Source organism: Candidatus Thermoplasmatota archaeon, from assembly GCA_029907305.1.
GTDB lineage: Archaea > Thermoplasmatota > E2 > DHVEG-1 > DHVEG-1 > JARYMC01.
On sequence record JARYMC010000044.1, the window covers coordinates 1 to 12,080 of the forward strand.

Annotated in this window: 17 protein-coding genes; 12 read left to right on the forward strand and 5 right to left on the reverse strand. The window is 36.4% G+C overall.

Features of this window, described 5'->3' with window-relative positions; translation table 11 throughout:
• Nucleotides 1-154 precede the first annotated feature (154 nt).
• Genes pheT through QHH19_04405 form a run of 4 tightly spaced genes read left to right on the forward strand, consistent with a single transcriptional unit; the run spans nucleotide 155 to nucleotide 4,569 of the window.
• Complete coding sequence (gene pheT, locus QHH19_04390) at nucleotides 155-1,795, forward strand: phenylalanine--tRNA ligase subunit beta (GenBank protein ID MDH7517564.1); 1,641 nt, start codon at nucleotides 155-157, stop codon at nucleotides 1,793-1,795.
• A gap of 36 nt (nucleotides 1,796-1,831) precedes the next feature.
• Nucleotides 1,832-2,746 carry a TIGR00269 family protein gene (locus tag QHH19_04395; protein ID MDH7517565.1) on the forward strand — a complete coding sequence of 305 codons (915 nt, stop codon included), beginning with the start codon at nucleotides 1,832-1,834 and terminating at the stop codon, nucleotides 2,744-2,746.
• Between the two features lie 36 nt (nucleotides 2,747-2,782).
• Nucleotides 2,783-3,457, forward strand: a complete 675-nt coding sequence (radB, locus tag QHH19_04400) for a DNA repair and recombination protein RadB (GenBank protein ID MDH7517566.1) — start codon at nucleotides 2,783-2,785, stop codon at nucleotides 3,455-3,457.
• Complete coding sequence (locus QHH19_04405) at nucleotides 3,454-4,569, forward strand: radical SAM protein (protein MDH7517567.1); 1,116 nt, start codon at nucleotides 3,454-3,456, stop codon at nucleotides 4,567-4,569. Before radB ends, QHH19_04405 begins: the two co-directional genes overlap by 4 nt.
• A gap of 43 nt (nucleotides 4,570-4,612) precedes the next feature.
• Here QHH19_04405 and QHH19_04410 read toward each other — a convergent pair whose 3' ends face one another.
• The 4 genes from QHH19_04410 to QHH19_04425 all read right to left on the reverse strand — a co-directional run bounded on the left by QHH19_04410 (nucleotide 4,613) and on the right by QHH19_04425 (nucleotide 5,902).
• Nucleotides 4,613-4,936, reverse strand: a complete 324-nt coding sequence (locus QHH19_04410; protein ID MDH7517568.1) for a hypothetical protein — start codon at nucleotides 4,934-4,936, stop codon at nucleotides 4,613-4,615.
• Between the two features lie 95 nt (nucleotides 4,937-5,031).
• A complete protein-coding gene (locus tag QHH19_04415; protein MDH7517569.1) occupies nucleotides 5,032-5,316 on the reverse strand; it encodes a hypothetical protein in 285 nt (94 codons plus the stop codon).
• Nucleotides 5,317-5,374: 58 nt separating this feature from the next.
• Nucleotides 5,375-5,629 carry a hypothetical protein gene (locus tag QHH19_04420; GenBank protein MDH7517570.1) on the reverse strand — a complete coding sequence of 85 codons (255 nt, stop codon included), beginning with the start codon at nucleotides 5,627-5,629 and terminating at the stop codon, nucleotides 5,375-5,377.
• Nucleotides 5,630-5,647: 18 nt separating this feature from the next.
• A complete protein-coding gene (locus QHH19_04425) occupies nucleotides 5,648-5,902 on the reverse strand; it encodes a hypothetical protein (protein MDH7517571.1) in 255 nt (84 codons plus the stop codon).
• Nucleotides 5,903-6,096: 194 nt separating this feature from the next.
• Here QHH19_04425 and rpl7ae point away from each other — a divergent pair, with 194 nt between their 5' ends.
• From rpl7ae to QHH19_04450, 5 genes are all read left to right on the forward strand, one after another.
• Nucleotides 6,097-6,468 carry a 50S ribosomal protein L7Ae gene (rpl7ae, locus tag QHH19_04430; protein ID MDH7517572.1) on the forward strand — a complete coding sequence of 124 codons (372 nt, stop codon included), beginning with the start codon at nucleotides 6,097-6,099 and terminating at the stop codon, nucleotides 6,466-6,468.
• 4 nt (nucleotides 6,469-6,472) lie between these two features.
• Entirely contained in the window at nucleotides 6,473-6,682 is a 210-nt protein-coding gene (locus QHH19_04435) for a 30S ribosomal protein S28e (protein ID MDH7517573.1), read from the forward strand.
• Nucleotides 6,683-6,695: 13 nt separating this feature from the next.
• Nucleotides 6,696-6,884, forward strand: coding sequence for a 50S ribosomal protein L24e (locus QHH19_04440; protein MDH7517574.1), 189 nt, complete (start codon nucleotides 6,696-6,698; stop codon nucleotides 6,882-6,884).
• 17 nt (nucleotides 6,885-6,901) lie between these two features.
• Nucleotides 6,902-8,152: a nickel-dependent lactate racemase gene (larA, locus tag QHH19_04445; GenBank protein MDH7517575.1), complete on the forward strand. Its 1,251-nt coding sequence runs from the start codon at nucleotides 6,902-6,904 to the stop codon at nucleotides 8,150-8,152.
• Between the two features lie 76 nt (nucleotides 8,153-8,228).
• A complete protein-coding gene (locus QHH19_04450; protein MDH7517576.1) occupies nucleotides 8,229-8,720 on the forward strand; it encodes an adenosine-specific kinase in 492 nt (163 codons plus the stop codon).
• 9 nt (nucleotides 8,721-8,729) lie between these two features.
• Here the strand turns inward: QHH19_04450 and QHH19_04455 are convergent, their stop codons facing one another.
• Nucleotides 8,730-9,368, reverse strand: coding sequence for a protein-L-isoaspartate O-methyltransferase (locus tag QHH19_04455; protein MDH7517577.1), 639 nt, complete (start codon nucleotides 9,366-9,368; stop codon nucleotides 8,730-8,732).
• 105 nt (nucleotides 9,369-9,473) lie between these two features.
• On the opposite strand from QHH19_04455, the gene arcC reads away from it, so the two are divergent.
• The 3 genes from arcC to QHH19_04470 all read left to right on the forward strand — a co-directional run.
• On the forward strand, nucleotides 9,474-10,409 hold the full coding sequence (arcC, locus tag QHH19_04460; GenBank protein MDH7517578.1) for a carbamate kinase: 936 nt from the start codon (nucleotides 9,474-9,476) through the stop codon (nucleotides 10,407-10,409).
• Nucleotides 10,410-10,452: 43 nt separating this feature from the next.
• Nucleotides 10,453-11,565 (forward strand): GTP-binding protein, encoded by a 1,113-nt coding sequence (locus QHH19_04465; GenBank protein MDH7517579.1) that lies wholly within the window; start codon nucleotides 10,453-10,455, stop codon nucleotides 11,563-11,565.
• 291 nt (nucleotides 11,566-11,856) lie between these two features.
• Nucleotides 11,857-12,080, forward strand: a 224-nt coding sequence (locus tag QHH19_04470; protein MDH7517580.1) for a hypothetical protein, incomplete at its 3' end; no start/stop codon positions are given.

The following is a 12,080-nucleotide window of genomic DNA, read 5'->3' on the forward strand; positions in this document are numbered from 1 at the left end:
TATCTAATCCTACATAGTTCATCTATCTCACCTCTCTTATCTGAGAGGCGAGGCAACTTTAACATGTCATCTTTACATATCCTGAAATTATAAATAGTCAAAATTAAAAAACTATCCTATTGATTAAAATACTAAAAACATATTTCACATTCATATGCCAATTGTGACATTTGATTATAATGATTTCATAAACATACTAGGATATGAAATATCCAAAGAAGAATTAATAGAAAAACTACCAATGATAGGCGCAGATGTAGAAAAAGTAGAAGATAATGAAATAAGTGTAGAATTTTTTCCAAATAGACCAGATCTTACATCTGTTGAAGGCATTGCTAGAGCATCAAGATCATTTTTTGAGTTTGAAGTAGGACTTAAAAATTATAATATTAAAAAATCCAATATTGAAATGTATGTTGATCCATCTGTTAAAAAGGTTAGACCTTTTGTTACAACAGCTCTTGTAAAAAATGTGAATATGACCGATGATCTTATTTCTTCACTTATGGATTTGCAGGAGAAACTGCATCTTGGTCTTGGTAGAAACAGGAAGAAGGTTGCTATTGGTGTTCATAATTTTGAACCTGTTAAACCACCGTTTGTTTATAAGGCGGTTGATCCTGATTCTGTCGAGTTTGTTCCGCTTGCTAAAGTTGAATCAATGACTTTACGTGAGATACTTAAGAAACATGAGAAGGGTGTTGATTACGCGCATCTACTTGAGGGTTTTGATAAGTATCCTTTGATTGTTGATTCTAATAACAACGTGCTTTCTTTTCCTCCTATTATAAATGGTAGTCTAACTGAGGTTACGCCGTTTACAAAGGATCTTTTTATTGATGTTACTGGTAATGACAGGAAGGCGATTAATTACGCTCTTAATATTGTTGTTACTGCGCTTGCTGAGAGAGGTGGTAAGATTTTTAGCACAACTGTAAAAGACGGTGGTAAATCTTATGCTTCACCTGATTTGAACCCTGTTAAAAGGGTTTTGTCAGTTGACTATGTTAACAGTGTTCTTGGCACAAAATTTGGTGAAAAAGAGGTCATTGACTGTCTTAGTGCTATGGGTTATGATGCATCTAAAAATGAGAAGGGTAGTATAGACGTCTATATTCCTGCTTGGCGTACAGATATCTTGCATGATATTGATCTTGTTGAGGATGTTGCTGTTGGTTATGGTTTTGATAGGTTTGAAACTGATCTTCCCAAGTCTATGACCTTTGGTAAGGTTCTGTCTAAACAAAATCTCTATGATGATCTTAGGAGTATAATGATAGGTCTTGGTTTTAATGAGGTTACAACTTTTACTATATCAAATGATAATGATGAGTTTGTTAGGATGGGTTTGGAGATTGGTTCCAGGGTTCAGATAGAAAACCCTATTGGTGAGGAGTATTCTACTCTTCGTGTTAGTTTAATTCCATCTTTGTTGAAGATACTTAGTGAGAATAGGCATCATCCTCTTCCTCAGCAGATTTTTGAGCTTGGTGTAGTTGTTGGTGAGGATTTCAGGAATGCACATAACCTTGCTGCTGTTAAGATAGATGCTAAGGCTAATTTCACTGAATGTAAATCTATTGTTGAGGCGGTTATAAGAGACTCCGGGTTTGGTTATACAATCAAAGATAAAATTCATCCCGCTTTTGTGAATGGTAGATGTGCGTCTATTGTCTGTAAAAACTCTGATATAGGGTTTTTTGGTGAACTTCACCCAAAGACTATATCAGCTTTTGAGCTTGAGCACCCTGTTATAGCTTTTGAGATAAAAGTTGATGGTCTGGTTCATCAATAAACTATTTTATAGTGGAATTATTTCCGCTTTCTTAGAATGACCAAGGTTTGTGATAAATGTAGGAAGAATGCTGTAATATTTATACGTTATAGTGGTGCGCATCTCTGCAGGGATCATTTTGTTGAGTTTTTTGAAAAAAGGGTTAAAAAAGATGTTAAAAAACAGGGTAAGACAAAGAATAGAAGTAAGATAGCAGTAGCTCTGTCTGGTGGCAAGGATAGTACTGTTGCTTTGTATGTTACTCATGACATTTTTTCTGAGAGAATGGGTGTTAAACTCTTTGCTGTTACCGTTGATGAAGGCATAAAAGGTTATAGAGACCATAGTATCAGGATAGCTAGTAGGAACTGTGGTAAATTAGGGATAGAACACCATATAATATCGTTTAAGGACGTGGTTGGTAAAACAATGGATGAGATAGCATCTATGAAGGATGAGATCGGTGAGTGTAGTTATTGTGGTGTTTTCAGACGTTTTTGTTTAAATAAGAAATCTAAGGAGCTTGGTGTAGATAAACTTGTTACTGGTCATAACCTTGATGATATGTCTCAGTCTATTTTGATGAATTTTGTTAATGGTGATATGCAGAAGCTTGCTCGTCTTGGTCCACATAGTAAGGTTCAGCCTGGTCTTGTGCCTCGTGTGTTTCCTCTTCGTACTATCCCTGAGAAGGAGACTATGCTTTATGCGATTTTAAGAGGCATAGAGTTTCATGATGCAGAGTGCCCTTATTCGACGCGTGCTTTTCGTGGTGTTTTCCGTGAGATTATTGATAACCTTGAAGAGAGAAATCCTGGTACACGGCATAGTATTTTGAATAGTTATGATAGCATCAAGGACTTGTTATTTGAGAAGTATCCTCCTGCTGAGTTGAATAAATGTAAGAGGTGTGGTGAACCAACTTCTCAGTCTTTTTGTAAAGCCTGCCTACTGATAGATAGAATGAAATGATCTCTTTTTGTTTTAACCACTAGATTTTTATTTTGGATGTCACTGACTATCTTTGAAATGAAACTTTTACAAACAAGATGCAAACCTATAGATGATTTGCTTGGCGGGGGAATTGAAAGTAGCACAATAACCGAGGTTTACGGTGAGGCTGGTAGTGGAAAAACAAATCTTTGCCTTCAGGTTTCTAGGGAATATGCTACATGTGTTGGAAAAGTAGCATATATTGACACAGAGGGCATTTCGCTTGAGAGGTTACGTCAAATAAGCGAAGGCTATGATTACAAAAAAATATTGTCAAACATCCTGTTTTTTACTCCTCATTCTTTTGAGGAACAAGAAAAAATGATAGATGATGCTTTGAAGATAAAGGATGTTGGTTTGATAGTTGTTGATACAATCAATATGTTATATCGTCTAATGCTTGAGGATGACGAGGATGGTGCGGTTCGTTCTCTTAATAGACAGATGACAACATTGCAGCTTGCTGCACGTAAAAAAGATTTGTATGTTGTTCTTTCCGCTCAGGTTTATACTGCTGAGAACGATGATGTGAAACCTTTTGCTGGGCGTGGAATAGAACACATAGCTAAAACCATTCTCAAGTTTGAGAGAGTTGGTATGGGTAAGAGGCAGGTGACAATCATTAAACATAGGTCTCAGCCAGAGGGAAAGAAAACTGTTTTTAGTATAACTAGTAGAGGCTTGGAATGAGCAAGGTTGTTAGTTTGCTTAAGGAAAGCGCATACAAAGCTCCGCTTTCACCTGCTTGTAGGATGTGTGCAAAAGGTTCGAAGCTTGTTGTTTTAATAACTGGTTTATGTCCAGCTAAATGTTTCTATTGTCCTCTTAGTTTTGAGAAGGGCGGTAAGGACCGTATTTTTGCTGACGAATGGGAGCTAGATGATGAGAATGATACAAAGAAGCTTATGCGTGAAGCAGAGTACATCGAAGCTACTGGTGCTGGTATAACTGGTGGTGACCCGCTTGTTGTTTGGAGGCGTACAAAGAAATATATTTCTCTGTTGAAAAAAAATTTTGGTGAAAGTTTTCATATTCATCTTTATACATCTGGTTTGAGGAATGGTGAGCATATAGGTGAGTTGGTGTCAGCTGGTTTGGATGAGGTAAGGTTTCATCCTATGCCAAATTATTGGAGTGAAATTGAAAAAAGTCCTATAATATCAGCTATTAAAAATGCTTTGAAGACTGATATTGATGTTGCTTTTGAAATACCATCTTTGCCTAATATGGAACGTGAAATGTTTTCCCTTATCAGATGGGCTGAGGGTAATGGTCTTAGTTGGGTTAATTTGAATGAGCTTGAGTATTCTGAGCGTAACTGTGATGCTTTGTCTCTTCGAAACTATGTTGTTAAAAATGATATTTCAGCTGCTGTTAAAGGAAGTCAGGAGACAGCGTTAAAAGTTCTTAGTATGGTTTCTAAAGAAGATTTTAGGGTTGGTGTTCATTATTGTTCCTCGTCTTTCAAGGATGGTATCCAGCTTAGAAACAGGATAATGAGAAGGGCTAATAATGTTGCTCGTGGGCATGAGGTTATTAGCGACGATGGGACTTTAATAAAAGGAGCGATTTATAGCAAAAAAGAATCTTTACAGAAACTCTTTTTGTCTCTTAAAAGGGAGTTTAAGATAAGCAGTGAGCATCTATTTATTAATAAAAAGAAAAATAGAGTTGAGGTTGGTATTTGGGTCCTAGAAAAAATCGCTCCTGTTTTGAAAAAACGTGGTTTAGAATGCTATATGGTTGAGGAGTATCCTACCGCAGATGCTTTAGAAGTAGAAAGAGTACCGATGCCGATATAAGTTTTTGTTTGGGTTTTTATATGAAATTACAATTCCAGAATGATTAAAACAACCAGTTATTGTCTTCTCTTATTACTTTGTAGTTTGATTTGCGTTTTTTTGTTTTCTTCTGAAGGTCTGACAGTTGGGCATTTCCCGATTTTATTTCTCTATAGCCTGTATATACAACTTTTCTTGTCCACGGGTCTCTTTTTCTTATTTTATAATCAGAGCCTCTGCCAGTTCTTTCTACTTCATAACCAGAAAATCTTGCGTTCATTTCAAAACGTTCTTCAGCCCTTTTTCCTCTTGCTCTATTCTCTGCGATAACTTCTCTTTTAATTTCCTTTTTAGGTATCTTTTTTCCCCACACATCTCTTTTAATCATTCTGCCGTATAAATCACGTGGCATATTGATGTAATATTTTAGTTTATAGAAATAATTTTTCCTTCCATTTAAGCATCTACAAATTCTGCATTTAATTATTGTTTTTGATAAGTACTTGAAATACTACTTCCTGGCATTGTTAATGTAAGTGTTTTATCCTCATTGGAAAATGCAAAATCAAGAGATGTAATCATTTCGCCATTACTTGTTGAAAATACTAATTTACCATCTTTTATTTCCCATTTACCTCCGGCAGAGAGAAATCCCGCACCTGATGTAAACGTTCCATCAGAAAAAAATGTAATGGTATCAATATCTGATAGACCTCTCCATGTTCCTACAAATCTTTTATCTGAAAATAACTCATTGCATCCACTCAACCCAACAACAAGTAATAATACAATTATTCCAACTATTATGATTTGTTTTTTAATATTATCATCCCCAAATTAATGTTATTAATAAAATTACAATTATTGCAATACCTATCGCTATATAGTATTGATATTTCCAAATCCAACCAAGTTTAGCTTGTTCTTCTAGATGGATTTTACTCATAGGATCCATTTCTAAAAAAGTTTCTAAAGCGTCTTTTTGATATTCTACTAAATCTGAATAACAACCTAAACATAATTTTTTATTATCTAATTCATAAAAAATAGTAGTTTCCTTGCCACATTCTGAACATTTCATTTTTTCCCTCAAAAATTATTAACCAAGCATGCTACTAACATAAACATATACAATTGCTGATATTACCATAAATATTACAATTACTAAACTAATGTAGAATCCATATAACCCATTTATGTCTCCATGCTTCTTAGAGATATAACCTAAAATCAAAGCGATTATACCTAAAGTCAAACCGATAAATCTATTAAAAAAGAATAAAACAAAAAATCCAATTATTGCTAAAATAAGAGAGGCCATACCCATATTCTTATAATCCTTAATTTCTACCATTTTTCATCCCTCAGACTGCATTTTCAAAACAATTACTACTTTATAAATCCTCAGACTACCTCCTGCGCCCTACTTACTAGAGTATGTTATAAGAAATCTTTAACTGATAAGGTTTTTATATGTGACCTACATTCCAAGCTTTACATTCTATAAAAGGAATATATCTATGAAGGCTTCTAAAAGGAGGCTAAAACATGGCGATATATGTAAGATTTAAAGCACCAAAAGAACTACAGGATTTAGCCTATGAGTTGGTAGAAAAAGCTCGAGATAATGGGAAGATATGTAAGGGGGCTAATGAAACCACGAAACAGGTTGAACGTGGACAGGCAAAGCTTGTTGTTATGGCTGAGGATGTTTCTCCTGAGGAGATACTTGCTCATATGCCTATGCTTTGTGAAGAGAAAAATATACCCTATACGTATGTTCCAAGCAAAGAACAATTAGGTATTGCTGCAGGTATGAATGTTAGTACAACTGCTGTGGCTATCCTTAATCCTGGTAAAGAGAAAGCTGGTATCGAAAATATTGTAAAAAAAATTGAGGCAGTAAAGAAACAGGGTTAGAACAATGATAGAAGGAACTCCTTGTGAAGTTGTTGAAATCATCGATCGTACAGGTATGGCTGGTGAGGCTTATCAGGTTAAGGTTAGGGTTTTAGATGGTATTGATAAAGGGAAGATTATTACTAGGAATGTGATGGGTCCTGTTCAACTTGGTGATATACTTATGCTTAGTGAAACACAAAGGGAAGCTAAGAGACTTGGTGGACCGCGTTAGAGGTTTATTTGTCATGGTGGAGAGAAGAAAGTGTTCTTTCTGCGGAAATGAAATTGAGCCTGGTACTGGTAAGATGTTTGTTAAAAAAGATGGTACTGTACTTTATTTTTGTAAAAGTAAATGTCAGATAAACATGCTAGACCTTAATCGGATACCTAGGCGTGTTAAATGGACTAAATCTCATCGTGCTAAGAAGAAATAGATAGTGGTAGAGGGAAGATGCAGATTCAGTTACCATATGGCAAGGGTAAGTTGCCGTTGAATGTGCCTGATGAGAATCTTTTGGAGGTTATTTTGCCAAAGGAGGTTATCCATCCTGAGCAGCCTAGTGCTCTTATAAAAAAGGCTTTGGATAACCCTATGGGTACAGGTCGTCTTTCTGATATCGCTAAACCTGGTGATAGGGTTGCTATAGTTGTTGATGATTACACAAGACCTTGTCCAAACAAGGAACTTTTACCACTTCTTCTTGAGGAGCTTAAAACTGCTGGTGTCAATGATTCTGATGTAACTATTATTGTTGCTTGTGGTACACATAAGCCGCCTTCTTTTGAGATGATAAAAGACATTGTTGGCGACAAAGTCGTTCGTAACTATACTGTTATAACGAATGATAGTGTTAACAGTGATTTTGTTTCTGTTGGTAGGTCTAAACGTGGTAACAACATCGAGGTTCTGAGGGATTATGTTGACGCTGATATCAAGGTTCTTGTTGGTGACATAGAGTATCATTATTTCGCTGGTTATGGTGGTACACGCAAAAGCATCCTCCCTGGTATATCATCTAATAACACTATTCAGAACAACCATAAGCTGATGTTTGAGGAGCACGCGTGCACAGGTGTTCTGAAGGATAACCCTGTTCATCTTGAAATGAATGAGGCTTTGCATTTAGCTGGCTGTGATTTTGCTCTCAGCGTTGTTCTTAACTCAAACCATCGTATAGTTGGTGTATGGGCTGGGAGACCAGAATCTGTTATGGATGCCGGTGTTAAACTAGTAGATGATATGTACAAGAGAAAAGTTACAACCAAACCAGATATCATTGTTGTAGCAGCTGATGGTCATCCACATGATATCAATTTGTATCAGGCGATAAAGGCTTTACATACGTCTACGCATGTGTTAAAAGAAAAAGGGGTGGTTGTTCTAGTTGCTGAATGCAGAGAAGGTCATGGTAGCCAGATGTATGTTGACTGGATGAAAAACCACAAGAACTCTAGAGAGGTTGAGGCTGCTCTTAAAAAGAATTTTATTATGGGTGCCCACAAAGCATATTATCATTTCAAAGCTATTGAGGATCATCCTGTTATCTTTGTTTCAATGATGGATAAAGGTGATGTTGAGAATATTTTCAGGTTTAAACCTGCGCAGAACCCTGATGTTGCTCTAAAAAAAGCGTTTGATATAGCTGGTAAAGACGCAAAAGTTCTGGTAGTACCAAATGGTACCACAACTTTTCTTGTATAATGTTTATATAACACCTATACGTTTTTTTTTTGTAAAAAAAATTTGGTTAACTATTAAATTGGGAGGTAAAAATAGTATGATTGATATTGAACTTAAAACTGTTGATATTGAGAAACCAGAGGGTATAAATTTCATCCTGGGGCAGACACATTTCATAAAATCAGCTGAAGACTTATATGAGGTTATGGTGAACTCTGTGCCAAACGGGAAATTTGGTATAGCATTCTGCGAGGCTAGTGGTGCATGCAAAATAAGAACTGAGGGGAATGATAAGGATCTTAAAAAACTCGCGGAAAAAAACGCGTTAAACATAGGAGCAGGGCACTCATTCATAGTTTTTATGAAGGATTGCTATCCACTAAACGTGTTAAACGCTATAAAAAATGTTCCAGAGGTTTGCACGGTTTTTTGTGCAACAGCAAATCCTACAAAGGTTGTGATTGCTGAATCAGAAAACGGACGAGGTATAATAGGGGTTATAGACGGGTTTTTACCAAAAGGCGTAGAAAACAAAGAAGAGTTTGCTTGGAGGAAAAAATTCCTTAGAGACATCGGTTATAAGCTCTAAAAAATTTTTTTAGTAACCATATTTCCCAACTAGTGGTACAAAAACACATCCACCTAGATCACTGGTTTTTATTTCTTTACCAGTTTTTTCTACTAGTTGTAGTTCACATACTGTCTGCCCAACAGGTATGAGCAGTTTTCCTCTGTCTTTTAGTTGATCTATCAACGGTGGAGGTACTCCTGGTGATGCGCATGTTACGTATATACGGTCGTATGGTGCATGTTCAATGTGTCCTTGGGATCCATCTCCCACTATTACAGTAACGTTTTTTATAACTGTTTTTTCAAGGTTTTCATTTGCTTTTTCTGCTAAAGATTTGAATCTTTCTACTGTGTATACATGTCCTTTTTCTCCAACTAGTTTTGAGACTATCGCTGCATGGTATCCTGAGCCGGCTCCTATCTCTAATATTTTTTGTCCCTCTTTCACATCCAGAGCCTCGCACATGATTGCTACCATGTGTGGTGCTGAGATTGTTTGTCCTTGTCCTATCTCCAGTGGTGTGTCAACATAGGCATAGTTCTTCTTTTGTTCTGGAACAAAGTTTTCTCTCGGTATCTCAAGGAATGCTTTTTCTACATTACTGTTTTTTATGTATCCCTCTATTTTTAGTTTTTTGACTAGTCTTTCTCTTTGTTCACTAAACATGGTTTTTTTCTAAAAAACACAATGAAAATGGTTGTATATAATTTTTGTACCATTATGTTTTTTATAGAGGGAACATCTTTCACCTTTTTTGAGAGAAGTTTGTTTATGCGTAGGAGAGCGGTTATTGCCCTTGGTGGAAACGCGTTGATTAAGGAAGGGCAAAAGGGTACTATATATGAGCAGTTCGCTAACACTAGAGAGATATCTAAGTCTATAGTGCAAATCATCAAGGATGGTTGGGATGTTGTTATAACCCATGGTAACGGCCCACAAGTAGGCGCCATACTACTTCAAAATGATATAGCTAAGGATATTACTCCTGCTATGCCACTGGGTATATGTGTTGCTGAGAGTGAGGGTTTGATTGGGTATATGATACAGCAGTGTCTATCTAATGCTCTGAAAAAAGCTAATATTAATAGGCCTGTTGTAGCATTGATTACCCAAGTTCTTGTTGATAGAGACGATCCTTCTCTGCTCAATCCTACTAAACCTATTGGTCCATTTTATAACGATGAGGAGGCTATGAAACTTTTAAAAGAAGGCTATCATCTTACAAAACAGCCTAAGGGTTGGAGGATGGTTGTGCCATCACCTGACCCGAAAGCTATTGTTGAGGGGGATATAATCAGAAAAATGCTTGATGATGACATAATTGTTATAGCATCTGGTGGTGGGGGTATGCCTGTTATAGAAAAAGAGGATTGGGGGTTGGATGGTCTCGAAGCTGTTATTGATAAGGATCTAGCTGCTGAACGTCTTGCTGAGGCTATAGATGCAGAGCTTTTACTTATCCTTACAAATGTTGATAAAGTTTATTTGAACTATAATACTCCACAGCAGAAATCATTGGAGAACGTATCTCTTAATGATTTAAAGGAATATTATAAACAGGGTCATTTTCAGGCTGGGAGTATGGGGCCAAAGGTGCTAGCGGCTTTAAGGTTTTTAGAACACGGTGGCAACAAGGTTGTTATTTCTAGTGTTGAAAAAGGGTATGAGGCATTACAAGGTAAAACAGGTACACATATACATAAGTAACAGTTGTTTTTATTAAACCCTCTGTTATTTGCCTATTCTAGCTATGGAAACAGCCTCGATAGAAAAACAAATCAAAGAAATTGAAGACGAAATATTTAAAACACAGAAAAATAAGGCTACCGAGCATCATATTGGGAAGCTTAAAGCTAAACTTGCGCAACTTAGAGACACATTGGAAAAAAGAAAAATTAGTGGTGGCAGAGGAAAAGGTTTTGCCATTAAAAAATCTGGTAACGCAACAGTTGGAATTGTAGGTTTTCCTAGCGTGGGCAAGAGCACTCTTTTGAACCAGCTGACAGATGCAAAAAGCCGTGTTGGTGACTATGATTTCACTACTCTAACAACTATACCTGGTATGATGAAATACAATGGTGCTGATATACAGTTTTTGGATTTACCTGGCCTTATAACTGGTGCTTCACAGGGAAAAGGTCGTGGTAGAGAGATACTCTCAGCGATAAGAAGCGTAGACATGGTACTTTTGATGATAGATGGTCATAATCTAAAGCAACTTGATGTGATGGAAAAAGAATTGTACAACGCTAGTTTGAGACTTAATCAAAAAAAACCTGATGTGGTTGTGGCAAAAAAAGGGCAGGGTGGTATCACAGTTAATTCTACAATAAAGCTAACGCATCTAAATGAAAATGTTGTAAAAGCTATTTCATCAGAATATGTTATAAACGCGGATATAACCATACGTGAGGATATCACAGAGGATCAACTTATTGATGTTTTTATGGGGAATAGAGTATATGTTCCAGCTTTAGTGGTAATCAACAAGAAAGACTTAATGTCTGAACAGGAACTGCAAATAAAACTTGAAAGTATAAAACGAAAGGGCTGGGAGGTGCTTGCTATATCTGCTAGAGATCGTTCTGGTCTTGAGGATCTTAAAAGAATGATTTTCCAAAAACTGAATCTTATCCGTGTGTATATGAAACCTGTTGGTAAACAAGCTGATTATAACGAACCCATGATACTAAGAAATGGTGATAAAGTTGAGGATGCTTGCGAAAAACTTCATCGTGATTTCAAACGTAAGTTTAGGTACGCCACGGTTTCAGGTCCATCTGTTAAACATGCTGTTCAAAAAGTTGGGTTAGAGCATGTTTTAAAAGATGGTGATGTTCTAACAATTGTGATACAAAAATAATAATTTGGCTCATGTCCTTAAATCATCGGACAAAACGACTCACATCAGTCATCTTTCTCCTTGAATCATGATCTGAGGAATCCTTTATGCTGTTCATATCTGGTAGTCCGATAATTCGTGGGGAAGAGCCAATAATTTATTTGGCTCTTACCTGCAAATTAGCGGATAGATAATATACCACTGAATTCATAACAAGAGGGTATAAGGATGGGATATGGTAAAGCCACACGTTAATCAGAAGTGTTTTTCCCCGAAACAGGAGGAATGTTTTGAATATCTTAGAAAAATAAGATGGAAAGGAAACAATCACATGTCCTTATTGTTTCTCAAAGAAAATCTGGAGTGGCGGTAATACCCCAAAAGGTGCAAAGAAATATCAATGCCAAGAATGCAAAGAATACTTCAATGATCTCACAGGAACAATCCTTTGATTATCGTAAGTTTCCTCTTGAAGAAATGTTCTATATTCTGAAAGAAATGGAAGTCAAATCCACAAATCATATTGCTCATGAAAT